Origin of the sequence: Anabaena sp. FACHB-1391 (assembly GCF_014696755.1) — a bacterium.
Classification (GTDB): Bacteria; Cyanobacteriota; Cyanobacteriia; order Cyanobacteriales; family Nostocaceae; genus Dolichospermum; species Dolichospermum planctonicum.
Genome location: NZ_JACJQS010000042.1, coordinates 14,874 through 41,873, shown reverse-complemented (window position 1 = coordinate 41,873; position 27,000 = coordinate 14,874). Strand labels below are relative to the sequence as shown.

At 39.3% G+C, this 27,000-nt stretch carries 28 protein-coding genes and 1 pseudogene; 14 read left to right on the top strand and 15 right to left on the bottom strand.

Annotation, left to right across the window (positions count from 1 at the left end; genetic code table 11):
* From H6F62_RS17335 to H6F62_RS17305, 7 genes and pseudogenes are all read left to right on the top strand, one after another.
* A pseudogene (locus H6F62_RS17335) lies at window positions 1–324 on the top strand (photosystem II D2 protein (photosystem q(a) protein)); the annotation flags it as partial.
* A gap of 1,090 nt (window positions 325–1,414) precedes the next feature.
* Window positions 1,415–3,160, top strand: coding sequence for an iron uptake porin (locus H6F62_RS17330; protein ID WP_190372568.1), 1,746 nt, complete (start codon window positions 1,415–1,417; stop codon window positions 3,158–3,160).
* A 106-nt stretch (window positions 3,161–3,266) separates the two neighbouring features.
* Complete coding sequence (locus H6F62_RS21080; protein WP_137908467.1) at window positions 3,267–3,467, top strand: hypothetical protein; 201 nt, start codon at window positions 3,267–3,269, stop codon at window positions 3,465–3,467.
* Complete coding sequence (locus tag H6F62_RS17320) at window positions 3,451–3,888, top strand: Rrf2 family transcriptional regulator (protein WP_190372567.1); 438 nt, start codon at window positions 3,451–3,453, stop codon at window positions 3,886–3,888. The genes H6F62_RS21080 and H6F62_RS17320 overlap by 17 nt, the downstream gene beginning before the upstream one ends.
* 17 nt (window positions 3,889–3,905) lie before the next feature.
* The gene (gene cysK / locus H6F62_RS17315) at window positions 3,906–4,853 is read left to right on the top strand and encodes a cysteine synthase A (RefSeq protein ID WP_137908465.1); all 948 of its coding nucleotides are present in this window, start codon (window positions 3,906–3,908) and stop codon (window positions 4,851–4,853) included.
* A gap of 25 nt (window positions 4,854–4,878) precedes the next feature.
* Window positions 4,879–5,568: a J domain-containing protein gene (locus H6F62_RS17310; protein WP_137908464.1), complete on the top strand. Its 690-nt coding sequence runs from the start codon at window positions 4,879–4,881 to the stop codon at window positions 5,566–5,568.
* Window positions 5,569–5,726: 158 nt separating this feature from the next.
* Window positions 5,727–8,330, top strand: a complete 2,604-nt coding sequence (locus H6F62_RS17305; protein ID WP_190372566.1) for a COR domain-containing protein — start codon at window positions 5,727–5,729, stop codon at window positions 8,328–8,330.
* A 39-nt stretch (window positions 8,331–8,369) separates the two neighbouring features.
* Here H6F62_RS17305 and H6F62_RS21275 read toward each other — a convergent pair whose 3' ends face one another.
* Entirely contained in the window at window positions 8,370–8,498 is a 129-nt protein-coding gene (locus H6F62_RS21275) for a hypothetical protein (protein WP_255501570.1), read from the bottom strand.
* A gap of 188 nt (window positions 8,499–8,686) precedes the next feature.
* On the opposite strand from H6F62_RS21275, the gene H6F62_RS17295 reads away from it, so the two are divergent.
* A complete protein-coding gene (locus tag H6F62_RS17295) occupies window positions 8,687–8,887 on the top strand; it encodes a hypothetical protein (protein WP_028082389.1) in 201 nt (66 codons plus the stop codon).
* Entirely contained in the window at window positions 8,887–9,147 is a 261-nt protein-coding gene (locus H6F62_RS17290; RefSeq protein ID WP_137908462.1) for a hypothetical protein, read from the top strand. Before H6F62_RS17295 ends, H6F62_RS17290 begins: the two co-directional genes overlap by 1 nt.
* 362 nt (window positions 9,148–9,509) lie before the next feature.
* On the opposite strand, the gene H6F62_RS17280 is transcribed toward H6F62_RS17290, so the two are convergent.
* Window positions 9,510–9,842 carry an XRE family transcriptional regulator gene (locus tag H6F62_RS17280; protein WP_190372565.1) on the bottom strand — a complete coding sequence of 111 codons (333 nt, stop codon included), beginning with the start codon at window positions 9,840–9,842 and terminating at the stop codon, window positions 9,510–9,512.
* Window positions 9,843–10,288: 446 nt separating this feature from the next.
* Between H6F62_RS17280 and H6F62_RS17275 the strand changes: the two genes are divergently transcribed.
* Both H6F62_RS17275 and H6F62_RS17270 read left to right on the top strand, forming a co-directional pair.
* Complete coding sequence (locus tag H6F62_RS17275) at window positions 10,289–10,660, top strand: type II toxin-antitoxin system RelE/ParE family toxin (protein ID WP_190372564.1); 372 nt, start codon at window positions 10,289–10,291, stop codon at window positions 10,658–10,660.
* 5 nt (window positions 10,661–10,665) lie between these two features.
* A complete protein-coding gene (locus H6F62_RS17270; RefSeq protein ID WP_190372563.1) occupies window positions 10,666–10,992 on the top strand; it encodes a transcriptional regulator in 327 nt (108 codons plus the stop codon).
* 641 nt (window positions 10,993–11,633) lie between these two features.
* Here the strand turns inward: H6F62_RS17270 and H6F62_RS17265 are convergent.
* Both H6F62_RS17265 and H6F62_RS17260 read right to left on the bottom strand, forming a co-directional pair.
* Entirely contained in the window at window positions 11,634–12,242 is a 609-nt protein-coding gene (locus tag H6F62_RS17265; protein WP_190372562.1) for a hypothetical protein, read from the bottom strand.
* A gap of 469 nt (window positions 12,243–12,711) precedes the next feature.
* Window positions 12,712–15,162: an ATP-dependent Clp protease ATP-binding subunit gene (locus H6F62_RS17260; RefSeq protein ID WP_190372570.1), complete on the bottom strand. Its 2,451-nt coding sequence runs from the start codon at window positions 15,160–15,162 to the stop codon at window positions 12,712–12,714.
* A gap of 243 nt (window positions 15,163–15,405) precedes the next feature.
* On the opposite strand from H6F62_RS17260, the gene H6F62_RS17255 reads away from it, so the two are divergent.
* Window positions 15,406–15,702, top strand: coding sequence for a DUF3288 family protein (locus H6F62_RS17255; protein ID WP_190372561.1), 297 nt, complete (start codon window positions 15,406–15,408; stop codon window positions 15,700–15,702).
* A 7-nt stretch (window positions 15,703–15,709) separates the two neighbouring features.
* Here H6F62_RS17255 and H6F62_RS17250 read toward each other — a convergent pair whose 3' ends face one another.
* A complete protein-coding gene (locus H6F62_RS17250) occupies window positions 15,710–17,128 on the bottom strand; it encodes an MlaD family protein (protein ID WP_137908456.1) in 1,419 nt (472 codons plus the stop codon).
* A gap of 51 nt (window positions 17,129–17,179) precedes the next feature.
* A complete protein-coding gene (locus H6F62_RS17245; RefSeq protein WP_137908455.1) occupies window positions 17,180–17,962 on the bottom strand; it encodes an ATP-binding cassette domain-containing protein in 783 nt (260 codons plus the stop codon).
* Window positions 17,963–18,322: 360 nt separating this feature from the next.
* Here H6F62_RS17245 and H6F62_RS17240 point away from each other — a divergent pair, with 360 nt between their 5' ends.
* Window positions 18,323–18,712, top strand: coding sequence for an MAPEG family protein (locus H6F62_RS17240; protein ID WP_137908454.1), 390 nt, complete (start codon window positions 18,323–18,325; stop codon window positions 18,710–18,712).
* A 232-nt stretch (window positions 18,713–18,944) separates the two neighbouring features.
* Here the strand turns inward: H6F62_RS17240 and ald are convergent, their stop codons facing one another.
* The gene (gene ald / locus H6F62_RS17235) at window positions 18,945–20,036 is read right to left on the bottom strand and encodes an alanine dehydrogenase (RefSeq protein ID WP_137908453.1); all 1,092 of its coding nucleotides are present in this window, start codon (window positions 20,034–20,036) and stop codon (window positions 18,945–18,947) included.
* 242 nt (window positions 20,037–20,278) lie between these two features.
* Between ald and H6F62_RS17230 the strand changes: the two genes are divergently transcribed.
* The gene (locus tag H6F62_RS17230) at window positions 20,279–20,446 is read left to right on the top strand and encodes a chlorophyll a/b-binding protein (protein ID WP_137908452.1); all 168 of its coding nucleotides are present in this window, start codon (window positions 20,279–20,281) and stop codon (window positions 20,444–20,446) included.
* A 247-nt stretch (window positions 20,447–20,693) separates the two neighbouring features.
* Here H6F62_RS17230 and H6F62_RS17225 read toward each other — a convergent pair whose 3' ends face one another.
* The 8 genes from H6F62_RS17225 to H6F62_RS17190 all read right to left on the bottom strand — a co-directional run bounded on the left by H6F62_RS17225 (window position 20,694) and on the right by H6F62_RS17190 (window position 26,804).
* Window positions 20,694–21,455 (bottom strand): phycobilisome rod-core linker polypeptide, encoded by a 762-nt coding sequence (locus tag H6F62_RS17225; protein ID WP_137908451.1) that lies wholly within the window; start codon window positions 21,453–21,455, stop codon window positions 20,694–20,696.
* Window positions 21,456–21,576: 121 nt separating this feature from the next.
* The gene (locus tag H6F62_RS17220; RefSeq protein WP_137908450.1) at window positions 21,577–22,302 is read right to left on the bottom strand and encodes a phycobilisome rod-core linker polypeptide; all 726 of its coding nucleotides are present in this window, start codon (window positions 22,300–22,302) and stop codon (window positions 21,577–21,579) included.
* A gap of 140 nt (window positions 22,303–22,442) precedes the next feature.
* A complete protein-coding gene (locus H6F62_RS17215) occupies window positions 22,443–23,186 on the bottom strand; it encodes a phycobilisome rod-core linker polypeptide (protein WP_137908449.1) in 744 nt (247 codons plus the stop codon).
* 87 nt (window positions 23,187–23,273) lie between these two features.
* On the bottom strand, window positions 23,274–24,113 hold the full coding sequence (locus H6F62_RS17210; RefSeq protein ID WP_137908448.1) for a phycobilisome rod-core linker polypeptide: 840 nt from the start codon (window positions 24,111–24,113) through the stop codon (window positions 23,274–23,276).
* 37 nt (window positions 24,114–24,150) lie between these two features.
* The gene (locus H6F62_RS17205; protein ID WP_190372560.1) at window positions 24,151–24,747 is read right to left on the bottom strand and encodes a HEAT repeat domain-containing protein; all 597 of its coding nucleotides are present in this window, start codon (window positions 24,745–24,747) and stop codon (window positions 24,151–24,153) included.
* A gap of 67 nt (window positions 24,748–24,814) precedes the next feature.
* The gene (locus H6F62_RS17200; RefSeq protein ID WP_137908446.1) at window positions 24,815–25,645 is read right to left on the bottom strand and encodes a HEAT repeat domain-containing protein; all 831 of its coding nucleotides are present in this window, start codon (window positions 25,643–25,645) and stop codon (window positions 24,815–24,817) included.
* Between the two features lie 16 nt (window positions 25,646–25,661).
* The gene (locus tag H6F62_RS17195) at window positions 25,662–25,901 is read right to left on the bottom strand and encodes a phycobilisome linker polypeptide (RefSeq protein WP_137908445.1); all 240 of its coding nucleotides are present in this window, start codon (window positions 25,899–25,901) and stop codon (window positions 25,662–25,664) included.
* Window positions 25,902–25,943: 42 nt separating this feature from the next.
* A complete protein-coding gene (locus tag H6F62_RS17190; protein WP_028084586.1) occupies window positions 25,944–26,804 on the bottom strand; it encodes a phycobilisome linker polypeptide in 861 nt (286 codons plus the stop codon).
* Window positions 26,805–27,000 lie beyond the last annotated feature (196 nt).

The following is a 27,000-nucleotide window of genomic DNA, read 5'->3' as shown; positions in this document are numbered from 1 at the left end:
ATGGTGACAGCAAACCGCTTCTGGTCACAGATTTTCGGGATTGCTTTCTCCAACAAACGTTGGTTACACTTCTTCATGTTGTTTGTACCAGTTACAGGCTTGTGGATGAGTGCTGTTGGTATTGTGGGTTTAGCATTAAACTTGCGGGCTTATGACTTCGTTTCCCAAGAATTACGGGCAGCAGAAGACCCAGAGTTTGAAACTTTCTATACCAAAAATATTTTGTTGAACGAGGGTATCCGGGCTTGGATGGCTCCTCAAGATCAACCCCACGAACAATTTGTATTCCCTGAAGAAGTGCTACCTCGCGGTAACGCTTTATAAAATCCATCTTTAATTAATTGTTTTTCCTTAACCCTGCCTTGAGGTAGGGTTTTTTTATGACATTATTTTTACAATATAATTTTCAGTATTGCAAATTTTTGTAGTTGTGTTATAGTGATTTCAGGTAAAAAACCCAAAGCTTTTTGCTTTGCCTTTTGAGACTAAGACCGTTTAGGCAATAAGGAGGTGATGCCCATGATAGAAAGTAGTATAACCATGGGTCATCAAGTTGCAGTTAGCCGGCTGTGCGCCGGGGCTGTTCTCTAAAAGTTAGCCTTAGTTTTCTTGAGAACTAAGTAAGCTCAACTAGCTAGGCTAAAGGTCGGAGTCCCTTCCGGCAGTCTGGTTGCAACTTGAAGACCCGCTAGACCGCCCTGACTTAGATTTTCTAATCTAAATCAGGGCGGATAGTTTTTCTGGGTAGTTTTTCTTTGCATAAAAATAATTTAGTTCTTGCCGGAAGTAAACAAGAAATAACGTTTATTTTTTTTGTCAGGTTAGGCAATTTTTTCACTTAACTAAATAGTGATTTTTAAGCAACCAGTGATTAGATGTTAATTGGCCGATTCTAACATCGTCGCGGAACATTTGCAGACAATAAACCATCATCCACAGATATAGGCTTCGACAGATAAAACAAAACAATCATCACGAAAAATCAGGGATGATGTAGAAAACTTATGATTAAAAGTACGTTTAAAAACTCATCTACGGTTTTTAGTGCCAGAGCTTATTTAGTGAGGTTTGTTGATAAGAATGCTTTGATGTGAGTGTAAAAAGTGCGAGTTTGATTTTTCAAGGTAACTATACTAGTTTACTAGAAAAATTTACAGTCACTTCATCATAAATTCTTATTTTAATCATTAGGAATAGTTATAATATAACCATATCCTATGATTATAAGTTTTTGTATAAGTTAATTGCATGAAAATTTAACGATTTGTTAATCAATTATTAGTCTTTTGAAAACTAGAATTGTGGTACTGGCAGCCATGCCCAATACACAGGTTTCAACAAGATGTCCCATTTCTAAGCAATTAGCTACAGATAACTTCATTTATTCATGTAAGGTGTGAGGAGAAAAGGAAAGATGTCTAATATCTTGTGGAAATCCCTGGTGGTTAGCCCAGCAGCTTTGGGAGCAGCGTTGTTATTATCTTCAACAGCGATAGCTGCGACCACAACCACCACGGAAACATCATCAATAGAAACTTCCTCTGCAACAGAAGTTTCTCAAAAGCCAGAAGTATTGGTGGAAGAAACCAAAGCAGCCCAATTTTTAGCTCAAGCTAAAGTCAACCCCTTCAGTAACGAAAACAATAATTCCCAGTCTCAGGTAACATCAGTTTCGCAGTTTTCTGACGTACAACCTACAGATTGGGCGTTTCAAGCCTTACAGTCCTTGGTTGAGCGCTACGGTTGTATTGCTGGTTATCCCAGTGGGACATTTCGCGGTAATCGCTCTTTAAGTCGTTATGAATTTGCTGCTGGTTTAAATTCATGTTTGGATCGTGTAAATGAATTAATTGCCACAGCAACGGCTGATCTAGTTACCAAACAGGATTTGGCAACATTACAGCGTTTGCAAGAAGAGTTTTCTGCCGAACTAGCAACTTTACGCGGTCGAGTGGACGCTTTAGAAGGACGCACTGCTGAATTAGAAGCAAATCAATTCTCCACTACCACTAAATTAAAAGGTGAAGCTATTTTTGCTTCTACCGATACTTTTGGTAATGAGACGGGTAAAGCAAACCGCGCAGTTTTGCAAAACAGAGTGCGTTTAGGCTTGGAAACCAGCTTTACCGGTAGGGATATGTTAACAACCCGGTTGTCCGCTGGTAATGCTACAGCCTTTGATTTCCGAGATAATGCAAATGCTCCTGTTAATCCTGCTAATGCTGCTGGAATACGTAGTAACGCAGCAGGTAAGCAAATCTTTGAAGTTGGTAGCACCAATAATAACAGCGTAAAAATTGACAAGCTAACTTATGAAGCTCCTGTAGGTCCAGCAAGGGTTTATCTAGCGGCTAGTGGTGGACAACATAGCGATTATGCGGCTGTTAATAATCCCTACTTCTTTGATAAAACAGATGGTGGTAAGGGTGCTTTAACCACTTTTGCGTCTGAAAATCCGATTTATCGCATTGGTGGTGGTTCTGGTATTGCGTTGAGTGTACCCTTTGGGAAACCTGGTGATAGTTCCTTAAAACCAAGCTCATTAACATTAGGTTACTTAGCTTCAAATGCTAATAATCCTACTCCCAGTAATGGCTTGTTTGATGGTAACTATGCAGCCTTAGGTCAGTTAAACTTTAATGTTGGTAATCGTGTTGCTTTAGCTGCTACCTATGTCCATGGTTATCAAAAAGCAGGTAGCACCTTATTTGATTCAGCAATTGATGGTGGTAGTGCTTTAGTAGGTACTGCACAAGCTAATACTCCAACTGTAGCAGGTCCTAGTTCTAGCAACTCCTATGGTGTTTCTGCTGCTATCAAGCCTAGCCGGAAATTGTCTCTAAGTGGTTTCGTTTCCTACCATGATGTGATTCCCGAAGGTGCTGGTGTTAGTAGAGAAGCTTGGAGTTATGGAGCAGGTTTAGCTTTACCGGATTTTGGTAAAAAGGGTAACGTCTTGGGGATTTTTGGTGGCGCTCAACCTTACTCACTCAGCGCAGGTGTTAGTCAGACACCATACCAAGTTGAAGGCTTTTACAAGTATCAGGTTTCAGACAATATTTCTGTAACTCCTGGTGTGATTTGGGTAACATCTCCTGGACAGGCTACTAATAGTAATGATGCCTTTATCGGTACGCTGAGAACAACTTTCAGTTTCTAGACTGTTAAAAGTCTGCTGATAACTTGAAAAATTAGGCGTTGGTGAACAAAAATATGAATTTGTCTGACGCTAAGGTGCAAAGACGCGAAAACTAAGAGTTTGAGAAATGAAAGTTTTGATTTTCATAGCTCAATATGTCTACGCCCAAATTATTTTACCCTGCCATGAGGCGGGGGTTTTTTTTACGGGCAATAAAAACCCCAGTGGAGAACGGGAGTATACTGGAAAAGAGGGGAACTGTTGGATTTTGTTCATCTTCATGCTTCAACTTTCATCTTGGATTACTGCTTGTGGAACTATCATGTAAATCTGAATACGCAATTTTGGCGTTATTAGAAATGGCTACTCATTACGAAAACGGTGAACCGATGCAAATTCGGCAAATCGCTATGCAACAAAAGATACCTGATCGTTATTTAGAACAACTGTTAGCAAGTTTGCGGCGTGGGGGTATAGTGAAAAGTCAACGGGGTTCAAAGGGCGGTTATTTCTTAGCGCGAGAACCTCGGAAAATTAGTATCTTTGATATTTTAGAATGTTTGGAAGGTTTAGATGTGCAGACAAGTGATCAGGATTCTCACCGCACAACTTTAGATCATACTGTGGTGACGGAAATTTGGCAAGAAGCACGTCAAGCGGCAAATTCAGTGTTACAAAACTATTCACTTCAGGATCTTTGTGAAAAACGAGATTCCCGAAAGCAGTTGGATATCATGTACTACATTTAAGGACGTAAAAACTTATCATGGCTATTGTCAAAAATATTACGGAATTGGTGGGACGGACACCTTTAGTACAGTTAAACCGGATTCCCCAAGAGTTGGGTTGTGTGGCGAGAATTGTGGTGAAATTGGAAAGTATGAACCCCTCTGCATCAGTAAAAGACCGGATTGGGGTAAGTATGATTGATGCTGCGGAGAAAGAAGGATTAATCGCGCCAGGGAAGACGATTTTAGTAGAGCCAACATCGGGAAATACGGGTATTGCTTTGGCGATGGCGGCGGCAGCCATGGGGTATAAATTAATTTTAACCATGCCGGAAACTATGAGCGCGGAACGGCGAGCAATGTTAAGGGCTTATGGGGCCGAATTGGAACTCACGCCGGGAATTGCGGGGATGAGTGGGGCGATTCGTCGGGCCCAGGAGATAGTGGATAGAACACCCTATTCTTATATGTTACAGCAATTTCGTAACCCGGCTAATGCCCAAATTCACCGGGAAACTACTGCGGAGGAAATCTGGTCAGATACCGATGGTCAGGTAGATATAATTGTGGCGGGAGTGGGGACTGGTGGTACTATTACTGGGGTGTCGGAAGTCATTAAAAAACGGAAGCCGAGTTTTACCAGTGTAGCGGTAGAACCAGCTAATAGCCCTATATTATCTGGTGGTAAACCTGGTCCTCACAAAATTCAAGGGATTGGGGCGGGTTTTATTCCTCAGGTATTAAAAGTAGAATTAATTGATGAGGTGATTACGGTTACTGATGAGGAGGCGATCGCCTATAGTCGTAAATTAGCAAGGGAAGAAGGATTATTATCGGGAATTTCCACTGGTGCGGCCCTTTGTGCAGCCATTCGTGTAGGCCAACGTCCAGAAAATCGAGAGCGGTTAATTGTGATGATTCAGCCTAGTTTCGGTGAGAGATACTTAAGTACACCTTTATTCCAAGATCTAGAAAACAGTAACTAATGTCAATTAACAACCTATTGGATTCATGTCCGATTTTAACCATTACGATACCTTAAAAGTCAGTAATAATGCCAGCCAAGCGGAGATCAAACAAGCCTATCGCCGCTTGGTCAAAATTTTCCATCCTGATATTAATCAAGAAATAACAGATAATGAAGGAATTATTCGTGTTAATGCTGCTTATGAAGTTTTAAGTGACAGCAAAAGTCGTCTTAATTATGATCAAGAACTGCGCTATAGTCAGAAAAATTCCCATTATACTCGCCAAAAACGCTCAGAATCTGCCCAAGAGCATTATAAAGCGACTAGAAAAGTTAGAAAAGATGTTGATGAGAACATTGAAGAATGGTTAAAACTAGTTTATAAACCGGTAAATCGGATACTTGGAACAATTCTCAATTCTTTAAAAGAACAAATTGAGGAATTAGCGGCAGATCCTTTTGATGATGTTCTTTTAGACGAATTTCAAGATTATTTAGAATCCTGTAGAGAAGACTTAAAAGACGCTCAAATCAGGTTTCGTTCTTTACCAAATCCTGTTAATTTTGCAGCAGCAGCAGCACACATTTACTACTGTATGAGTCAAATAGGGGAGGGAATTGAAGAGTTAGCTTATTTCCCATTAAGCTATGACGAACGTTATTTACACACAGGCCAGGAATTATTTCGGATCGCTAAAAGATTGTATCGGGAAGCGCAAGAGTCGGTTAGTTGATGAGATGATCGTAAGAGTCATTTAATTACTATATATTAAACCGAAAATAATTAAACGCAGATGGACGCGGATAAACACAGATAATTTTGTAGTTCATTAGACTAGGAAATGCTATATGATTCATACTAGTCTTTTTTCTTCTGAGTTGGTGACTAGCCATGACTGATCAAGAACTGCTGCAAATCATCGAAAAAGCTGCTAGGGACAAAGAAACTACATTAAACCTCAGTGACAATCAACTGACAAGATTGCCAGAAGCCATTGCCCAACTCTCCAATCTGACGGGGCTTTACCTCAGTAACAATCAACTGACAACATTGCCAGAAGCCATTGCCCAACTCTCCCATCTGAGGGTGCTTGACCTCAGTAACAATCAACTGACAAGATTGCCAGAAGCCATTGCCCAACTCTCCAATCTGAGGGTGCTTGACCTCAGTAACAATCAACTGACAAGATTGCCAGAAGCCATTGCCCAACTCTCCAATCTGAGGGTGCTTGACCTCAGTAACAATCAACTGACAACATTGCCAGAAGCCATTGCCCAACTCTCCCATCTGAGGGAGCTTTACCTCGGTAACAATCAACTGACAACATTGCCAGAAGCCATTGCCCAACTCTCCCATCTGAGGGAGCTTTACCTCGGTAACAATCAACTGACAACATTGCCAGAAGCCATTGCCCAACTCTCCAATCTGAGCAAGCTTTACCTCGGTAACAATCAACTGACAAGATTGCCAGAAGCCATTGCCCAACTCTCCAATCTGAGGGTGCTTGACCTCAGTAACAATCAACTGACAAGATTGCCAGAAGCCATTAAACAATTATCTCAACTTGAAAAACTCGATTTACGTGGGAATCAGCTAAATATTCCCGCAGAAATTTTAGGGAGCAGTTGGAATAGCTTAGGTAAACCGTCAGAGATTCTCACCTACTATTTCTCTCTGCAAACCGAGGGGCAACAACCTCTCAATGAAGCTAAGGTATTGCTAGTTGGTCAAGGAACTGTGGGTAAAACTTCCCTAGTTAAACGACTGATTAACAACACATTCGATGCCAACGAAAGCAAAACCAACGGCATCAATATTGAAAATTGGCGTTTAGAAGTTAATCAGCAAACCATTCGACTAAATATATGGGATTTTGGTGGACAGGAAATCATGCACGCTACCCACCAATTTTTTCTCACTAAACGTAGCCTTTACCTGCTGGTAATTAATACCCGTGAGGATGAACAACAAAATAGATTAGAATATTGGCTAAAAATTATTCAGAGTTTTGGCGGTGATTCCCCGATTATTTTAGTTGGAAATAAAATTGATGAGCATCCTTTGCATATTGATCAAACTGGCTTACGCAAAAAATACAAAAATATTAAAGATATAGTTCCTATTTCTTGTAAAACTGGAGCAGGTATAGAAAATTTATTATCAATTATTAAACGCGAACTTGCTAATTTAAAAGGCATTAACGACCCTTTACCTAAAAGCTGGTTTCAGGTAAAAACCCATTTAGAAAAGATGGAAAAGGACTATATTCTCTACCACGAATATGAGGGTATTTGCCAGAATGAAAAAATTAATGAAAAACTTAAACAATCTACTTTAATGGAATTGCTGCATCAATTGGGTATTGTTCTCAATTTTAGAGATGATTTCGGCTTAAAAGGTGTTCCGGTGCTTAATCCAGAATGGGTAACAAACGGTGTTTATAAAATTCTCAATGACAATTTATTAACGACTGAATTTCGTGGTATGTTGACACTTCAAGAACTAAGAAGAATTTTAGATGATTCTAAATATCCCGACGATAAGCCAGAATTTATTATCAAAATGATGGAGAGGTTTGAACTCTGTTTTCCTTTGGATAATAAAGATAAATATCTTATTCCTGACTTGTTACCAAAAGAAGAACCTGCAACTGGGGAATGGGAGAATGTTCTGGCTTTTGAATATCATTATAATATTTTACCTAGCAGCATTATTTCCCGTTTGATTGTGAGAATGCACCATCTAGCAGATAAAAAAACTTGGTGGCGAAGTGGTATTGTATTAAGATACAATAAAAATCGAGCATTAGTAAAAAGTGATCAAGAAGACCGCAAAATCTTTATTTTTATTAGTGGTAGTGATTTCACCCGCAGAGATTTACTCGCAATGATTCGTTCTCAGTTCGATAGTATTCATCAAACTATTCAAGGTTTAGAAGCGAAAGAAAAAGTACCAATTCCCGGACATCCTGGTATATTTGCAGGTTATAAAAATTTACTGGATTATGCAGATAAAAATTCACCTTTCATTCCCGAAGGACTAACAGAAACATTTAATGCGCTAGAACTGCTAAATGGTATTGAATCAGAAGCAGAAAGACGAAAACGCCAAAATCGTGAGAGAATAGAATCATCACAAACACCCGACGCTGGTATGACACCACCACCACCACAACCACCTATTTCTTCTGCTGAACGGGGTATTGCTTTGGCTATGGCTTTAGCAGTATTAATAACTTTTATCGTCCTGATTCTCAACCCTAGAAGTATGAATGGTAATGCTTTAGCTATTGTGAGATTTTTAGCATCTGCATTTGCTGGTATTGCCGGTTATTTAGTTTCTGGTGATCTTGGTTTACAATCTTCAATACCTTTTATGAAGACAAAAACCCAGGTTAAAGCCACAGGAGCATTTGCAGCATTTGTTTTAGTATTTCTACTTTTTTATATGGGTGTTCCTACTTCCGAAATACCACAACCAACCCCCACACCTTGATGAAAAGTTCAGCAGTAAATTCTTTGATGAAGGATTACCCTACTCATTAGTCTCCATTGCCCAATCTTCAAAATTAGTAATTGTTACTTCCACATCAGGGAATTTTGCCGTTATTTTCAATTCTCCTCCCATAGCTTCAATAACTTCTCGCAGATGACTAACATACATACAGCACTTCCCGGTGTTATGAGGTACATATTTAGCGGGCAAGATGCCGCCGTAAACTCCGCTATATAGAAAACACCCTGGATAAAGCGATTCTTAAGTCGCGCTGTATGCTATCACTGAATCAATTCAGAACTCTAGGACAAAATAAAGCTATAATTTTCTCAAGAATAAAGAGGTAAAAACTATTTATGTCACAGCTAGAACAAATTGAAACTGCAATTCTCTCACTTCCATCTCATGATTTTGAGAAACTGAGACAATGGTTTTTAAACCTAGATTATGAACTTTGGGATGAGCAGATAGAACGTGATATTGCAGATGGTAAGTTGGAAGCATTAGCAGCAGAAGCGATCGCTGAGTTTCAAGCAGGGCATAGCCGCGAAATCTGATGCACTATACAACAGAACGATTCTGGAAATATTATAATGCCCTCCCTGAAAGTGTACAGCAAACGGCTGATCAATGCTATGAGTTACTCAAGGCTGATAAATCTCATCCATCGTTACATTTTAAAAAGCTAGGTAACAAATATTGGTCAGTTCGAGCAGGTTTAAATTATCGTGCTTTGGGTGTTGAAGTCGAAAACGGTATTTCTTGGTTTTGGATTGGAACACACACAGAGTATGACAAACTGATCGGTAAGCTATGATTTATTCACTTAAATACTCCTGTCTGCGTTCCTGGATGAGTTCATCTACCAAGTTTCTATCAGGTGATTTATCTTTTAATAAACCTCTTAATTTTTTAACTTGTTGTTTGAGGCTGACTAATTGGAGTTTGCCATTATCTTCAAGTGTTAAAATTAATCTATCTCCTGATTCTAAATGAAGTATTTATTGGATTTCTTGAGGTAAAGTTAAACGTCCTTCTGGTTCAATATCAAGTGTATATTGTTGAGGAATTGATAAATTAGCAAGTGTCATAGCTGAATATTTCCTGGTTTTATAGCCATTTACATTTTAGCAAAACTCTAAAAATTAAAAATCTTAATTTTTTCTCTATCTTCAACTCCTACTCATCAATATCCATTGCCAAATTTTCAAAATTAGTAATTGTTACTTCAACATCAGGGAATTTTGCCGTTATTTTCAATTCTCCTCCCATAGCTTCAATAACTTCTCGCAGATGACTAACATACATATCAGTACGATTTTCTAATCTAGAAATAGCAAGTTGTTTAATTTGCAACTTTTCAGCTAATTGAGCTTGAAATATTTTTAAAGCTTGGCGTAATTCAGCTAATGCCATTTCCTCTTTTAATTTAGCTGTTTGAGTGGCAATTTTGGCTTTTCTTTCTGCGGAGAAATCTTTAGTAAGATTGCTAAACTTTTTATGTCCTGTCATATTAAATCCTCCCGACTAATTTCTTGGAGATATTTTTCATAAAGACGATCTGCTTGGTGAGGAGTTTATTTCTAATCATCAGGTTTTGCGCGAACTCCTTGGGATAATGTTGACAGAAAACGATTGGGAAATTATTGCTTCAGTTGCGGCAGATTCTTTGAAACAGCAAATTATGAATCAAGTTCTAACTTACAAAATTTCGGCATAGTGATAAATAAAATTTAGGTTTTCTATTCAAGTTAATTCTTAACTAAAAATCAGAAGTTTAGCTTCATCAAATACTAAACCACGAGGGGCAAAATATTTATGAATATTGATTTGCATAAATCCGTAGCCTGTTTATGTAACTCTTTAATCTGACTCATTTTTTTATAATTTACACTACTACAAGTTTATTTAAAATCATAGTGCTTGACATAAGGTAACACATAAGTTACTATAGCAGTATGTCTATTATAAGAGTTCAAGAATATCTTAAAGAAGATGGTTCAAGTCCTTACCAAGAATGGTTTGATGGCTTGGATGCCCAAGCAGCTGCGAAGGTAACAGTTGCTAAGTCTCGTTTGGAATTAGGCAATACATCAAATGTTAAATGGTTTGATGGAATTGGTGAATATAAGATTGATTGGGGTCCTGGATACCGGATTTATCTAGCTCAAGATGGTAAACAGCTTATAGTTTTATTTGGTGGGGGAACAAAGAAAAATCAGCAATCTGATATTAATCGTGCTAAAGAATTGTACCAAGAGTACAAAAGACGAAAAAAAGAAATTAGCAAAGAGCAAGCAACAGACAACGATAATAGAGAGAAGAGGTAGTTATTATGGCACTAACTAGAGACTTTAAAGAAACCATTAATGCAAGAGTGCAAGGAGATTCTGAGTTTGCGATCGCTTTACTTGATGAAGCTATTTCTCTTTTCCTGAATGGTGAACCAGAAACAGCAAGATTAATTTTAAGAGATATTGTTAATGCAACTGTAGGTTTTGAACAGTTAGCAATTGAAACTTCTAAACCTAGTAAAAGTTTACATCGAATGTTATCAGCAAAGGGTAATCCAACGATGGATAATTTGACTGCTATTTTCAATGTTTTGCGGAAACAACTGAATGTTGATATTAAGGTGAAAACGACGATTATTTACCATTAAAAAATTACGGATGTCAGAAATTTCTAACCGCGCTGCATTTTGGAATGGTATTTCATTTCAATAGAGTGAAGATAGTAAATTGGAAGCATTAGCCGAGGAAGCGATAGCACCCATTAATCAAGGCATTTTCTACAATTTCTGCTCCGGTTTCATCTCTAAGATAAGCTAAAAAGGCGGAAGCATCTAACACAGATTTATTCACTTAAATACTCCTGTCTGCGTTCCTGGATGAGTTCATCTACCAAGTTTCTATCAGGTGATTTATCTTTTAATAAACCTCTTAATTTTTTAACTTGTTGTTTGAGGCTGACTAATTGGAGTTTGTCATTATCTTCAAGTGTTAAAATTAATCTATCTCCTGATTCTAAATGAAGTATTTATTGGATTTCTTAAGGTAAAGTTAAACGTCCTTCTGGTTCAATATCAAGTGTATATTGTTGAGGAATTGATAAATTAGCAAGTGTCATAGCTGAATATTTCCTGGTTTTATAGCCATTTACATTTTAGCAAAACTCTAAAAATTAAAAATCTCAGTAAGAGGCGATCGCTTCTAACTCACCAGTGACCTTTGACACAGAACCAGTGGTAAATACTTGATTAAAAACTTCGACGGTTTTACGGTTCATTAGAGAATCCTCATATTAACCAATAGGATAACATCCTGGATTAACTGCATGAATAAATTCACTCCCCGCTAGTGGTCTTCCCCGTTTATAAGCTGCTTCTTGGGGTTGTCCCCAACCTAATTGTAAGATAATTTCTAAAAAGTTCGGGTTTTCCCATTTTAATAAAGTAGCCCATTCTGTTCTTTGGGTAATTCTTTCTACGTCTATTTTGGCAATTTTTTGATGTTGTTTACCATTACTAAAACCTAAATATAAATCCATTTCTGCTGTTGTGATATACCAAAATTCTAAAATTGCATTTTTGGCAAGTTTCAATATTTGTAAATCACTTTCTAAAGCAATTAATTCGGGATCAATTTCTGGATAATGGAGATTTTTGTTCTTAATAGTGATATCTTTCCAGATAATTCCAGAAACTTGATTTTCTCGTTGATATTGATGAATAGAGGTTTTAAAATCTTGGTAAGCTGCAAATCTTTGTAGTCCTTCGGTTCTGACAAATTGGTCTATTAATGGATTACCAGAAACGGTTAATTCTAACTTTAAACGTTCACCTTTTAAGCAAGCTTGGCGCTCGGCTGCTAAAATGTGAATTAATTCTTGAGTATTGTAAATATTTGACATCAGCACAAAACCTAATTAGTCATTAATTATCAGGGATAACTTATAAATTAGAACTTAAATAGTAGGGTGTGTTAGCGACTAGTAACGCATCTTATTTATCCGTCTGGGCTAATTCTTCATCCAAACTCCCCAATTATTGTATAGCAGTAACATACTTTACTTAATACTTACTTTATAAATAGCCTCCAAAATAAGACTAATTGTTAATTTTGTGTCAGATGGTAATTAAAATCAATTAACTATTTAATTATTATCTATGAATGAAAATAAAAATGCTGTATCAAAACCAACTAAAAATTATAATAGCCTAGTATGATACTGATTGAATTAGTTATGACAAATATATTTGGATTACAAATCATACATTATCTGGCGAGAATTTAAGTTACAGTTTCAAACCCATTAAAAAAGGTGGGTTAACAATAAAGTCACCCACCAAATCAATTACCAATATTGTAGAAATCCCGAATTAACCAACATTAGTTAATAACAACTCACGGGTTTCTGACTTTCTGACCTTTACCTGACCATCATCATCTACATCAACTATAGCCTTATCTCCCTGAGCTATTTCCCCAGATAAAATCGCTTCTACAAGAGAATCCTCTAGCAAACGCATAATAGCGCGGCGTAATGGTCTAGCACCATAACTAGGATCATAGCCTTCTTGTACAACCTTATCTTGGAAAGCTGCTGTCACTTCTAAAGCGATATCCTTATCTTTTAAGCGACTAGCAACATCACCCAGCATAATTTCAGCAATTTGCTTGACTTCATCTTTGTTAAGTTGAGTGAAGACGATAATATCATCAACACGGTTGAGAAATTCTGGACGGAAATAAGCTTTGAGTTCTTCGTTGACTAAGTTACGAATCCGATGATAACTAGCTTCTGCGTGGTTATCAAACTCAAATCCCAAGCTACTACCACCTTTTTCGATTACCTTAGAACCAATATTAGAAGTCAAGATAATTAATGTATTCTTGAAATCCACTTTCCGGCCTTTCGCATCCGTAAGATGACCGTCATCTAAGATTTGCAGCAGCATATTAAATACATCGGGATGCGCTTTTTCGATTTCGTCGAATAGCAACACTGTATAGGGTTTGCGCCGCACAGCTTCCGTTAGTTGTCCGCCTTCATTGTATCCTACATAACCTGGAGGTGAACCAATCAACTTAGAAACGTTGTGGCTTTCCATGTATTCGGACATATCTAAACGCACCATTGATTCTTCTGAACCGAAGAAGTAATCCGCTAATGCTTTAGCTAATTCAGTTTTACCTACACCGGTTGGACCAGAAAAGATAAAGCTGGCAATAGGACGATTAGGACTTTTTAAGCCGACACGAGCGCGACGAATAGCGCGAGAAACGGAGCTAACTGCTTGTTCTTGTCCAATTAGCCGTTTGTGTAAAGTGTCTTCCAGATGTAATAATAATTCAGATTCCGATTCAGTCAGTTTGTTAACGGGAACACCTGTCCAAGCAGCGACAATTTGAGCAATATCTTCTTCATTGACAATGGGGGTGTTAACGCTTTCCTGGTTTTCCTCTAAATCAAGTCTGGCTTGAATTGATAATTCTTGTTGACGTAATTTACCAGCTTTAGTAAAATCCTGGACTCTGATAGCTTCAGATTTGGCTTTAGTGGCGGTGGTTAATTCCCGTTTGAGTTCTTTGTTATTGGTAATGCGGGAATGACGTAACCGCACCCGAGAACCCGCTTCATCAATCAAGTCAATGGCTTTGTCCGGTAGAAAGCGATCGCTGATATAACGATCTGCTAATTCAGCGGCTGCTACTATCGCTTCATCAGCAATATGGACTTTGTGATGCTGTTCATAAGCACCGCGTAAACCGTAGAGAATATCAATAGTTTCTGTTACGGATGGTTCACCTACCAAAATGGGCTGAAAACGTCTTTCTAATGCTGCATCACGTTCAATATGTTGACGATATTCATCCAAAGTAGTAGCACCAATACACTGAAGTTCACCCCGTGCTAAAGCTGGTTTAAGTATATTAGCAGCATCTAAACCGCCTTCCGTACCACCCGCACCCACCAAGGTATGAATTTCATCAATAACTAAGATGATGTTACCTGCGGTACGAACTTCGTCCATGATTTTTTTCAAGCGTTCCTCAAAATCACCCCGGAAACGAGTTCCTGCGACTACAGAACCCATATCCAGGCTAATTACCTGCTTATTGAGCAAAATTTCGGGAACATCTTGATTAATAATCCGTTGAGCCAAACCTTCAGCAATTGCTGTTTTTCCCACCCCAGGTTCCCCAATCAAAACCGGGTTATTTTTGGTTCTGCGACCGAGAATTTGCACCGTTCTTTCAATTTCTCGTTGACGACCGACTACCGGGTCTAATCTGCCCTCCTGAGCCAATTTAGTGAGATTTCTACCGAACTCCTCTATGGATAGATTTTGATTGCGCTGGGAATTACTTCTCCCACCCGTGACAACCGCTGTATCTTCACCCAGACGCTTCATTACAGCCGCACGGATAACAGGTAAATCTACTCCTAGATTTTGCAATACTTTGGCCGCGACTCCTTCACCAGCCTCCGTTAAACCTAATAATAAGTGTTCAGTGTTTATGTAATTATGTCCAAGACCGTGAGCTTCTCGGAAAGATTGCTCAAACAGGCTTTTAACTTTGGGGGTAAAAGGAATTTCCGGTGGGACAAACCCAGAACCCCGGCCAATTATTTTTTCTACTTCCCGACGTGCTTCTTTCAGAGTGACACCCAACTCAGCCAGCACTTTCGCAGCAACACCTGTTCCTTCTCCCATTAAACCCAGGAGAATTTGTTCTGTTCCTACAAAGTTGTGTCCCAGTCGTCGTGCTTCTTCCTGAGCTAACATGATTACCCGAATTGCTTCGGAAGTGAAGTGTTCAAACATAGCGGGTTCTTTCCCTCGTGCTGCTTGGATTTTGGGTGAGATTAAGTTCACCCTTATCTAAAGTTTTTTGTATTTTCTTAAAGATAATGTATCTTTATTTAAAGCTCAATGCCAATAGTGAGATCCGTAAGTGACAAGGGGTAGTTGCCGTCATTATTTAGATAATAATAGATAACTAGCAATGATCGAGATTTTTCGCTCTTGAGTTGTTGATTGGTTGTCAACTTTGTACTAGTATTGATTATGACACAAAAGCCCGATAGTAATGATCAACAACATCCACTTTACAACCGCGATCGCCCCCTTATTGATATTCTACTTGCTCAAGACGCAAACGACTACAATTTATCAGAATTAGCGAGACTAAAAATCCGCTATCAAGGTTTTCCAGGTGCGCGAGACATCCAAAATGACTTAGATCAGGTTTTACAACGTTGGGGGTTGACGGAGGATGAATTATTTATAAAAACCCGTCAAATTCATCATACAGGCGGAATTTACAAAAGTCGTGGCAAAAAAGAGGAGGAGGACTGGAATTAGTGGGTGGTCAATTGTCAGTTGTTATTTTTCCCTGCTCTCGATCATCTCGAAGTTGCTCAAGCAGTTCTTCTGAAGATGAATTGGGTGTTTGTGGGACTGGTTGGGGAATTGTCTCTACTTTCTGTGGTGTTTCTAGTTCGGGACTGATTACCGATACTTGTTTTTCGGGAATAGGTGCGGTAATTACTACCTTTGGGGGGTTAGTAGCGGTTTTAAGAGAGTCTAAAGTTACAGCTACTTTTGTCTGTTCTTGTACATCTTTACTAGAAGAAACTAATTTACTTAAACCATTCACTAATTGTAGTAAATTTTGGCGGAACTTAGGATCACCCGTTAATTCGTCTAAATCAGATGTAATTTTTTGAGTATTTTCAAATGTTACCCTAGCTGCATCTAAAGTTTGTTGTAATAAGACAATGTTTTTTGGATCATTCAGGGTTTTAGAAGCATCTTTTAAATTCGCGGAAGCTTCCGCTGCATTTGCTGAGAGTGTTTCTAAGTTTTTCAGTAATTCTCCTTGGGTTAAGCGATTAATCGTTGGTGATAAACTCATCACTGTCTGACGAAGTTGGTTACTGGTTTCTGTCATACTATTCAAAGTTCCAACTAGAGAAGAACGATTGGTAGTGACAAGACTATCTAAGTTATTAAGTAAACGATTTGCCTGTTTAGATGTTTCACTAAAATCCTTTGCTGTGGTTCTTAATTGATCCGCTGTTGTGATTGTAGTTGCAGTTAGTTGGTTTGTGGAGGTTTTCAATGTTGTTGCAGTATCAGAGAATACAGTTAATTGCCCGCGAACGCTTTTGCTCAAACTTTGCAAATCCTTAGTCAAAGCTGCGATATTGGCCGCAGCATTGGCGGAAGTTTCCAAAGTGCGGTTAACATTATTATAGAATTTGTCGCTACTATACTGAGCCGCAAAGTCAGAAGAGTTCCGTATCATTTCATCAACACTGATACCAATTACACCTTTTAAGCGAGAACCATTACAAACAATCAAACTGGGATTACAGTCTTTATCTAGGGGTTTAGCGGTAATATTTCTAGGTAAATCGCCCTTTGGTGTAATATCAATAATATTTTCGCTAATTAATCCACTTTGATTGGCTTCAATTAGGGAATTACTGGGAATCTTTAAATCAGGTGAATTAATTTGAATTTCGACATCAACAGCATTTGCTCCAGCTTTAACACTGGTAATAGTCCCTACTTTTACACCACGAAAACGCACAGGTGAACCTTTTTGCATTCCGCCGGCGTTAGCAAATTCGACAATTGCTTGATAAGATGTTTGTCCGGGGGTGAGCCTATTCAACCATAGTAAAATTACCCCAAATGCACCTAACCCTAGTAAGAGTAACAATCCTACAGAACCTTCCCTGATCATGCGTGTAGACGTAAAACCGCTCATTAGACCTCGCATTTATTCCTCCACCAAAAAAAGTAAGCTTGGTAATTTTCTTTGACTTGGTACTTAACCCGTGACTTGAATCGGTCCATGTACGCTCCCACTCATAAATTGTCTAATCAAAGGATTTTCTGTATGATCTAAGGCAGCTACTGTACCTTGCCATTGTACTTTCCCCTGATAAAGAAATACTATTTGGTCAGAGGTACGGCGAATGGTACTATCTTGGTGAGTAACAATGGAGTATGTACTACAAACTCCCTGGGTATGCTGTAAACTGCGGATGAGATCCTCAATTACAGTTGAGGCTATGGGGTCGAGTCCAGCGGTAGGTTCATCGTATAATAAAACCTCTGGATTATCTGTAGGACGTTGAGGATTAGACATAATTGCTCTCGCAAAGCTTACCCTTTTTCGCATTCCTCCAGAAAGTTCTGAGGGGTAGAGATGACTAATATCTGCTAAACCCACCAGTTCTAATTTTTCTCGGACTAGTTCACGAATTTGCGATCGCTTTAACTTAGAATTTTGATAAAGTAAAAAGCCGATATTTTCTTCGACTGTCAAGGAGTCAAATAAGGCGGCTTGTTGAAATACCATCCCAATCCCCACAGGATCAGCAGCATCTTCTATTAAACCATTCCTTCGTACTCCTTGAATATAAATTTCTCCCGCATCGGGTTTTAATAAACCTGCTATTACCCGTAAAATTGTTGACTTACCAGTTCCCGATGGTCCAATAATCCCTAATGCTTGGCCTCGGTATATTTTCAGATCAACATCATCTAAAACTTTGTTCTTACCGAAGGATTTAGAAATACCCCTTAATTCAATTAGTGGTTCTGTCATTGGTCATGGTTAATTAAATAAATAAGTTCCTCGCTGATAATATCATTTTCGCTTGATTACTTATAAAATCCACAACTCCAACCCTGACACAGACCGAGGTAGGGATGCTAGAAAATTGTACAGGACGCAACTGGCATCACAGATCAAATCGAAGTTAAGACTTTAGTTCTATCTTCTATAAACTATGGTAACATTCATCAGGGCTAAAGCTCTGACTACAAACAAATGAGATGATCATATAATTTATTGTGACACTTGCGTAAGTCCTATTGGTCTTATTGTAGTTTAATTAATTAACTGAACTTGATATAATCTATAATACTTTGTAGATAAAGCCAATTTCTGATTTTACTAAAGTTTATGTCTCCTTATCCTAGTTTAGTGACTGTTTCCGCACTTATACTATACTTTGTCGTCACAATCAACGTTGGTAGAGCCAGATTTAAGTATCAAGTCCCTGTACCACAGACTACAGGAAACCCCGATTTTGAAAGAGTATTACGGGTACAGCAAAACACCTTAGAACAACTGGCTCTATTTATCCCGGCTTTATGGTTATTTTCTGTTTACGTTAGTCCTATTTGGGGTTCTGGGCTAGGTGCAGCTTGGGTAGTGGGACGTATTGCTTATGCTTGGGGATATTACCAAGCAGCGGAAAAACGTGGTCCAGGTTTTGCAATTAGTTCTTTAAGTAGTATTGCGTTAATTTTAGGTTCACTAGTAGGTATTATTTTATCAATGGTGAAATAAGGTCAAATAGTTTTTGACGCTGTTTCATCTATTAGTTTCCACCCCTATTAATATACTTGTTTGCAGGAATATATAGAGGAATCCGATTTGATGTGATCAAATACCTGGTGATTATAAATCACGGCTACACAGACAAAACCCCCCTGGGCCCGTTGTTTGATCAATATATGGCTAAATCTTGTGGTGCGGGCAGGATGCCCGCTATAATTATACAAATTAAGTGCAGTACAGCTTACCCAACTAAATCAGGGAACACCTCTTTGAGAGCGGGGTGTACAAGATGATGATTTTTAACGTTTAAACCTTTTGCTAAAGCTGGGTTAACCTCTAAAGCTTTAATTCCCAAATTTGCTAACTGGACAGTATAGGGTAAGGTACTGTTGTTAAGAGCTTGTGTTGATGTCCAAGGTACTGCTCCTGGCATATTCGGAACTCCATAATGTACTACCCCCTCATCAATATATACAGGATTTGTATGAGATGTCGGTTGTAGCGTTTCAACACATCCACCTTGATCCACAGCCACATCAACAATCACTGAACCAGGACGCATTTGTTTAACTAATTCACGAGATACTAAAATGGGTGCTTTTTTACCAGGAATTAACACCGCACCAATCAGTAAATCAGCTTCTTTAACTGCTGCTTCAATATGGGCAGAATTGCTGTAAAGTAGTTCTACTCTCGAACCAAACAGGGTTTCTAGGTAGGATAACCGTTCCACATTAACATCTAATATTTGCACCATTGCACCCATACCCACGGCAATTTTTGCGGCTTCTGTACCCACCACACCACCACCTAAAATCACCACTTTACCAGCTTTAACCCCCGGTATACCTCCTAACAGTACCCCTCTTCCCCCTTGTTGACGTTCTAAGAATCTAGCACCAAATTGGACCGCTAACCGACCGGCAACAATACTCATAGGAGTGAGTAAGGGAAGTCTATTTGCTCCCGGTTGTTCTACGGTTTCATAAGCGATCGCACAAATGCCACAATCAATTAAATATTCTGTTAATTGGCGATTTGCTGCTAAATGTAAATAAGTAAATAACAACTGTTCTTTTTGCAAAAACTTATACTCACTTGTCAAAGGCTCTTTCACTTTGACAACTAACTCTCTATCCCAAGCAGCATCGGCTTTATCAACAATTTCAGCCCCAGCATTGCCGTAATCCTCATCAGTAAATCCCGCACCATTCCCAGCTTGACTTTCTACAAATATATTATGGCCATTTTCCCGTAACACCCTGACACTAGAAGGACTTAACCCTACCCGAAATTCTTGATCTTTAGTTTCTTTAGGAACACCAATTTCCATTAATAACCTCTGATATTCTGTTGTTTTACTTTAGCGTGCCAGTACCTATTTAACTATTTCCGTATTCAGCAATTCAAAATCCGAAATTTTTAGTCTTTTTCACCTTGACTAATCGGCCAGTCTTATTACAATAGATAAAGAATAATTAAAAATTGTAAAGCACGGATCACCATACTCTGAAATTTAGTTGAAAAATCCCTGTAAATTTTTGTTTGACAATTACAAGAGAGAAACCACTGATTATGACACAACAACCAACTGTTACCCCTAAATTAGAAGAACCCAAGTTTGGCTTCAATGAATATGCCGAACGATTAAATGGTAGAGCGGCCATGATTGGCTTCATTTTAATGGTAGTGATTGAATACACTACAAATCAAGGTGTACTTTCATGGCTAGGTCTTAAGTAAATTTATCATAGGATTTACGCAAAATACCTCTCAAACCCTTATTCTCCCTATTCCGTGACTCGTGCGTAAGTCCTATAATCTTTGAAAACTAGAAAATTATATCTACATACTTGAATAAACAAATGGTGTTGCCGAATAAAAGTATGAAGCCTCATGCAGAAACGCAAAAACGCAAACAATAAGAGGAGAAATGTAATTTCTGACTTTCATACCCTAATTCAGCAACACCGCCCCAGGCTTAACTTACCTAGCGTCTACCACGATAAGGAACAGCATTGAGGTAGTCAATATCAAAGGAAGATAACTTTTGTGCGTAGTTACCTTTACCAGATACAGAAGCTGCCATAGCTGCGAATTTGCGAGGATCTCCTTCGGCCATGCGCTTTTCTTTCGCTTTGGCGGTGTAGAAATTCTCCAAAGTAAAGCGCCAGTCAGTTTTGACAGTACCTGCTGTTTCTTGGAAGTCAGCACCGTAACGGGGTGTTACCAAATTAAAGGGACGGTCTACAAAACGCTTCCGTTGGTAAGGTACAGTATTTTCGCCAAAATTTTCGGTGTATTCGGCGCTGTCTAATAAAACATCAACAAAACCGCCAAAACCTTTGTTACAAATGACAATTGACCAAGCAATTTCTTCTTTTTTATTGTAAGCACAACGACCCAATAAACGTTTGAGGGTGATATCTACTAAACGGTAGTTGTTATTAACAGAAACGACTAAACGATAGAAAGCTTCAGATTTTGCTAAACCCCGAATAAAGTCACGCACTGACAAAGAACCGTTTTTAAGTTGAGATTCTAAAGTAACTTGACGGTTAAATTTGAGGATTTCATGTTCACTGAAAACTTGACGATAAGCAGCCCAAAGGATGCTTGTTATGTCAGTGTAAGAACTAACATCTTCTAAACGATAGATATAAGGTGTATCTTCATTTTGGTCAGCAGGTCCAAAACTGCTTACCCGGTGATTTTGGGTGCTTGGTTTGTATTCAAGTAATGGCAATGCCATATTGTTTTTTTCCTTTTATGATTAAGTTAAACAAAGATAATGAATTAGGGAATAGGGAATAGGGTGTAAATTCCCCGTATTATTCCCTATTTCTTCTTAATCTTATTTTCCCCTGAAACGGTTAGTAAATAGAACTCATTCCTAACCAATTGAGAATAAATAAGAAGACGATACCTGCGGTTATGACTAGTAATACAGCAGATAGCGCCCCCCAATCAACATTTGGCCCAGAGTTTGGGTAGACAAACCCACGCCATTGATTATACCGACCTCTTTGGACAATACCTGCCCGGTCTCGATAATCAGCACCATAGCGGGGCATAAAGCTGATTGGTCGGTCTGTGGTCATGCGTTTGCGTTGATAGGGTACGGTAGAATCACCAAAAGCTTGTTCATACTCGCTACTATCAATTAAAACATCAACAAATTTTCCCCAACCTAGAGTAGCAATTTGAATTGACCAGGCAATTTTTTCTTGCTCATTGTAAGGAGAACGACCTAAGATCCTTTTCAGGAACATTTCTACCAAGCGATAGTTGTTATTTGGTGTCACAACTAGCTGATAAAATCGCTCTGATTTCACCAAACCGCGAATGAAGTCTTTAACCGTAATTGACCTATTTTTGAGTTGTGTTTCTAAGTTAATTTGGCGGTTAAATTTGAGAATTTCCTGTTCGTTGAAAATTTGGCGATAAGCCGCCCAAATTAGTTGTTGAATTTCGCCGGGAGAGTTAGCATTTTCAATGCGGTAGATGTAAGGACTGTCTTCATTTGTATCTGCTGCGCCGAAACTACTAACTCTTTGGTTTTGAGTTGTAGGTTTGTATTCAAGTAAAGGAATTGCCATTTTAAAAAACCTGCCTTTTGGTAAAGTTGGCATCTCAAAATGTTGTTATACTTAGCAAAGTAACTAAAATTAAAATCCTTAAAAAAATGCAAACTTTTGAACTTTTTTCACCCAGATTACCCAGCTAGATAAAAAACTATTTAGCGCACGGGAAACCCAGCACTAGGACTAACGGAAACAGGAATACCAGTTGATGTTGTTTGTCTTGTGGTGTTAGGGATTTGGATATTAGCAGTGCTAACTGGTGTGTAAGTCACTGTTTTAATCTTAATGGAATTTGCCATATCCAAAAAGTTTTTGATGTCACCCCATTTATAACGAGCATCTTCGAGTTGGTCGCGCCAATAATCGCTGTATCGTGGTGTTACCAAATTAAAGGGTCTATCTTTATAACGCCGTCTTTGATAGGGAACAATATTTTCACCAAAGTTACTTTGATATTCTTCAGAATCTAGCAAAGTATCAACAAAGCCACCCCAGCCTTTAGTAGCAATGACAATTGACCAAGCAATTTCTTCTTCTTTGTTGTATGGTGCGCGACCTAATAACCGTTTTAGTCCAATTTCTACTAATCTGTAATTAGAATTAGTCTGAATTACCAAACTTTGGAAAGCTTCAGATTTAGCTAAACCCCGGATAAAATCACGGACGGTAATTGCCTTGTTTTTTACTTGGGATTCTAAATTAACTTGACGGTAAAATTTGAGGATAACGTGTTCACTGAAAAGTTGCCGATAAGCTGCCCAAATTAATTCTTCTACTTCTTCACCAAAGGAACAGTCTTCGATGCGGTAAATTGTGGGTGTATCTTCGTTAGCAACTTCATAACCAGAAACACGCTGGTTTTGAGAACTGGGTTTGTATTCTAGTAAAGGTATTGTCATGTTTGTCAGTTGTTAGGTAATAGGTAATAGGTAATAGGAAGATATTTATTTTTCTCTTGCCTCTTGCCTCTTGCTTCTTGCGAATTACTAATTTTTGGCGTTAGCGGGGATATACCGGTAAGGTAAGGAAACTGCTACGGGTTTAATAGTGGGTTGTGGTGTACCGATTTCGCGGGAAGTATCGGGTATTTCCAGGCTACTGACGAAAGATTGGGCTGTGGCTAAACTACGTTGGTAGTTGCGTTCGTTGGTAATAATTGACCCTGCCATAGCGAAGAAATTAGCCGGAATTGCCCGTCTGATATCCGCTGTAGTCAGTTGTCCTGATGTCCGGGCTGTGTAGAAGGAACGACCAGTTATACCGCGAATGTTTTGGGTATCACGCCAATAAGCATTGTAACGGGGATTAACTAAATTAAAGGGGCGATCGCCAAAACGACGACGTTGAAAAGGTACAATGTCATCACCAAAGTTGTCTAAATACTCACTGGAATCCAATAAAGCATCTATAAACCCATGTAATCCTTTGGTAGCAATGACAATTGACCAAGCGATTTCTTCGTCTTTATTGTAAGCAGCCCGGCCTAAGAACCGTTTTAAAGTAATGTCAACTAAACGATAATTAGAGTTTGTATCTGCTACTTGAGTGCGGTAAACGTCTGATTTGCCTAAACCCCGGATAAAATCCCGCAGGGTAATAGCCCGATTTCGCAGTTGTGATTCTAAGAAGTTTTGCCGATAACTGTCTAAAATCAGGTGTTCGCTGAAAATTTGCCGATATGCCGCCCAGATGATGCTATCAATATCTTGGTCAGAAGTGGCATAATTTAAGCGATACATCGTTGGTGTATCTTCGTTGGGGACTTCGTAGCCTTCTACTCGCTGATTTTGCGATTTAGGGGGGTATGCTAGTAGTGGTATTGACATTTTTACTTTTACCTTGTTATATGGTATGTAAATTACTTTACTGGCTATAGGCCAACTGAATGCGAGCGCGAACTGCTTTTTCAGTATCTTTAGTCAGCATTGATGCAAATTTAGCAAAAATAGGTGATCTAACTGTAGCTACTTTCGCTAAAGCTTGTAACCCAACAACAGCAGCATAACGAATTGACCAGTCTGTATCTTCACAGATGCACATTAGTGTCTCTAGGGCGCGATTTGTAGCTATTTCACTGGCAACAATGTCTAGCTTATGCCATTGTAAGTTTCCTAGTCCCTTAGCAGCCGCACGGCGGACACTAGGGGCAAAGTCAGTCAATGTAGTATCAATAAGAACATCTAAAGCGCGAGGATCAGCGATCGCTGCCAGAGTGCGAATTGAATAAGCCCGTGCGCCATAGTTATAATCATCAAGGTTTAGCAATTGTGGGACTGCTACCTCTCCCAACTCTGTTAATGCTGCCGCTGCCACTATCGCTGCTTCTGGATTGTTATAACCAAATACAGCGATTAAAGTGGGAATTGCTGATGTATCTTTAATTGCTGCCAAATTCTTCACTGCTGTCACCAGTTGGTAAGGTGTTTCAGCTGTGGCAATAGCCCGAATTAGTTCATCCATTTTTTCTCAGTGGTCAGTGGTCAGTAGTCAGTAGTTTTGCAACTGATAATTGACAACTGACTACTGACTATAAGAGTGAGTCCATCAAATTCATAACTCGGGTAGCTGGTTCAGATATACCAAAAGTATCAGACTGTTCTGGCAGTTGATACTCTAATAATCCTTTCAAAGCAATCAGTTTAAAGCTATTTTCCACTTGTGCTTGAGCAATAGCCTCTGCTGCTGCTAAATACCCAATTGCCCCCAGGTCTCCCAAAACAACGCGACGCATTTTTAAATCACCCGTCACCAAAGTTTTCACTAATAACTCACCATAGATGGGGTCTTGTGTCAGTTGGTACATGGCTCTGGCTGCGGAGCATTGTAATCGGGGAACTGGATGCTGAAGAAAAGGCTGGACAAGAGAAATAGCCTCAGTTGCACCCATAGCTCCCAAGGCTTCTAATATTGCCGTATAGGGCTGGGTAAGATGAGGTAAACCAGGTACTTGTACTGCTTGGTCAACACCCCCATCTAGTAGTTTTATCAATGCTGGTAATGCTGTTTTATCCTTGAGCATGGCCAAAGATTGGGCTGCGGCTTCGCGGACATAAAAATCAGCACATTCCAAGCACTTAATTAAACCTGGTACAGCTTTCAAGTTGCCCAATTTACCAAGTGATCTAGCGGCATTGCGCCGTAAGGGATAACCTCCTAGTTCTGTTCTGTCGGCTTCATCCTCTAACGCGCTGATAAGTGCGTCTATGGCTTGTGGCTGACTGATTCGGAACTTACCCAACCACCAAGCAGCATAATAGCGGAGACTTAGATCTGATGATTGCAGGTTAGCAATAGCTATCTCTGGTGTGAGATTTGGTGCATTTTCCGCAGGATATGCTTCTCCACTGGGTTCTATCATTGCCAGGGCTTGATGCTTATTCCGCCGCTGTCAAAGTTTCAATTTTGACGATTTTGCCACCTAGACGGCTAATCCGCTGCATTTCTTCATTCATGCGGCTGTAGGGTACGGTAATAAATACGCTACCACTGCGGCGAATGTCGAATTTGTTCTTGTCGCTTTCTTGGTTTTGCTTTAAGCCCACAACTTCGTAACGAAATACGCGGCTGGCAGATGAAGAAACGCTACTAGCACCAAGTGTAGTTTGACCGAACATTACTTCTATATCTCCTATGTGAGTTTTGTCCGTGAGCAGCGCTTAGGTTGATGTTATGCTGGCAATTTTGCCGCCAACTCTATGAATTTGCTGCATTTTCTCTAAAAGGCGCTCGTAAGGCACAATAAACACTGTACTGCTACGGCGGACTTTGGGGTATCCTGGATTGCGAATACCTGTAACTTCAATCCGGTAAGTGCGATTGGATTCCCCAACGGCATTACCTAGATTTTGCTTAGGAGCGTCATCTACAGATACGCGGAAACCCCAGTTATTGTTACTACCAGATGGTCCAACAACTGAGGAGGTTTTATTACTAGCTAATTCCCGCGCCAAACGGGATTTAGAACCTTCAACCTGAGCGGTATCGCTGTTAGCATAACCTCTGTATAAACGGAACATCCGCGTAAAACCGGCTGCATTTTGTCCCGTTTGAAAATCGAACCCGCGATAATAAGGAACAACATTTTCCCCAAAGCTATTCTGATACTCTTGGGAATCAATGTAGGAGTCAATTTCCGCGTCGTAACCTTGGTTAATATATAAGTCTAAGTGGTAAGTCACTTCTGACTCATTGTATGGTGCGCGACCCAACAAATGTTTATAGTTGAGTTCAATTAACCGAGTTTGGAAACTGTTGTAGAAGAATTTAGATTTGTAGAGTTCTGATTTAGCGACGCTGCGGACAAACTCTTTCACGCTTAAATTGCCGTCACGTAGCAGTGATTCTGCACTAATTAAGCGATCTGATGCCAGTATATAGTCATTTCCTAAGACTTGACGATAAACGGCACGAATTACAGCTTCTACTTCTTCCCGGCTGGCGCTGGGGCGCAGTTCAACTCTGGGTGCGTCGCTGAAAGGCTCTGTTCCTAGTCTGGAGGCTGCTGTTGTAATTGCCATGTTTTTTCCCTTTATTGTGCCGAATTTTGGCGGAATAAAGCTTGGTATTTAATCCAAGTTGGTCGTTGGTAATTAGGACTTACCTATTCCCTCTTGACTCTTGCCTTATTTGTAGATAAAACTATGCCCGGAGCTAGATCCAATTGCTAGGTGAACCAGGATGATCTTGGAGGTCTTAACGCCACTTAATTTACAG

Excerpts from the sequence above, each read along its gene's own strand:
- H6F62_RS17255 (WP_190372561.1), top strand. The coding sequence starts at position 15,406 with ATGACACAAAAGCCCGATAGTAATGATCAACAACATCCACTTTACAAC.
- H6F62_RS17225 (WP_137908451.1), bottom strand. The coding sequence starts at position 21,455 with ATGGCATTGCCATTACTTGAATACAAACCAAGCACCCAAAATCACCGG.
- H6F62_RS21080 (WP_137908467.1), top strand. The coding sequence starts at position 3,267 with ATGAAAGTTTTGATTTTCATAGCTCAATATGTCTACGCCCAAATTATT.
- cysK (WP_137908465.1), top strand. The coding sequence starts at position 3,906 with ATGGCTATTGTCAAAAATATTACGGAATTGGTGGGACGGACACCTTTA.
- H6F62_RS17200 (WP_137908446.1), bottom strand. The coding sequence starts at position 25,645 with ATGATAGAACCCAGTGGAGAAGCATATCCTGCGGAAAATGCACCAAAT.
- ald (WP_137908453.1), bottom strand. The coding sequence starts at position 20,036 with ATGGAAATTGGTGTTCCTAAAGAAACTAAAGATCAAGAATTTCGGGTA.
- H6F62_RS17265 (WP_190372562.1), bottom strand. The coding sequence starts at position 12,242 with ATGTCAAATATTTACAATACTCAAGAATTAATTCACATTTTAGCAGCC.
- H6F62_RS17310 (WP_137908464.1), top strand. The coding sequence starts at position 4,879 with ATGTCCGATTTTAACCATTACGATACCTTAAAAGTCAGTAATAATGCC.
- H6F62_RS17260 (WP_190372570.1), bottom strand. The coding sequence starts at position 15,162 with ATGTTTGAACACTTCACTTCCGAAGCAATTCGGGTAATCATGTTAGCT.
- H6F62_RS17330 (WP_190372568.1), top strand. The coding sequence starts at position 1,415 with ATGTCTAATATCTTGTGGAAATCCCTGGTGGTTAGCCCAGCAGCTTTG.
- H6F62_RS17280 (WP_190372565.1), bottom strand. The coding sequence starts at position 9,842 with ATGACAGGACATAAAAAGTTTAGCAATCTTACTAAAGATTTCTCCGCA.
- H6F62_RS17240 (WP_137908454.1), top strand. The coding sequence starts at position 18,323 with ATGTCTCCTTATCCTAGTTTAGTGACTGTTTCCGCACTTATACTATAC.
- H6F62_RS17190 (WP_028084586.1), bottom strand. The coding sequence starts at position 26,804 with ATGGCAATTACAACAGCAGCCTCCAGACTAGGAACAGAGCCTTTCAGC.
- H6F62_RS17195 (WP_137908445.1), bottom strand. The coding sequence starts at position 25,901 with ATGTTCGGTCAAACTACACTTGGTGCTAGTAGCGTTTCTTCATCTGCC.
- H6F62_RS17205 (WP_190372560.1), bottom strand. The coding sequence starts at position 24,747 with ATGGATGAACTAATTCGGGCTATTGCCACAGCTGAAACACCTTACCAA.
- H6F62_RS17290 (WP_137908462.1), top strand. The coding sequence starts at position 8,887 with ATGCACTATACAACAGAACGATTCTGGAAATATTATAATGCCCTCCCT.
- H6F62_RS17230 (WP_137908452.1), top strand. The coding sequence starts at position 20,279 with ATGACACAACAACCAACTGTTACCCCTAAATTAGAAGAACCCAAGTTT.
- H6F62_RS17210 (WP_137908448.1), bottom strand. The coding sequence starts at position 24,113 with ATGTCAATACCACTACTAGCATACCCCCCTAAATCGCAAAATCAGCGA.
- H6F62_RS17275 (WP_190372564.1), top strand. The coding sequence starts at position 10,289 with ATGTCTATTATAAGAGTTCAAGAATATCTTAAAGAAGATGGTTCAAGT.
- H6F62_RS17295 (WP_028082389.1), top strand. The coding sequence starts at position 8,687 with ATGTCACAGCTAGAACAAATTGAAACTGCAATTCTCTCACTTCCATCT.
- H6F62_RS17245 (WP_137908455.1), bottom strand. The coding sequence starts at position 17,962 with ATGACAGAACCACTAATTGAATTAAGGGGTATTTCTAAATCCTTCGGT.
- H6F62_RS17250 (WP_137908456.1), bottom strand. The coding sequence starts at position 17,128 with ATGCGAGGTCTAATGAGCGGTTTTACGTCTACACGCATGATCAGGGAA.
- H6F62_RS17305 (WP_190372566.1), top strand. The coding sequence starts at position 5,727 with ATGACTGATCAAGAACTGCTGCAAATCATCGAAAAAGCTGCTAGGGAC.
- H6F62_RS21275 (WP_255501570.1), bottom strand. The coding sequence starts at position 8,498 with ATGTATGTTAGTCATCTGCGAGAAGTTATTGAAGCTATGGGAGGAGAA.
- H6F62_RS17270 (WP_190372563.1), top strand. The coding sequence starts at position 10,666 with ATGGCACTAACTAGAGACTTTAAAGAAACCATTAATGCAAGAGTGCAA.
- H6F62_RS17215 (WP_137908449.1), bottom strand. The coding sequence starts at position 23,186 with ATGACAATACCTTTACTAGAATACAAACCCAGTTCTCAAAACCAGCGT.
- H6F62_RS17220 (WP_137908450.1), bottom strand. The coding sequence starts at position 22,302 with ATGGCAATTCCTTTACTTGAATACAAACCTACAACTCAAAACCAAAGA.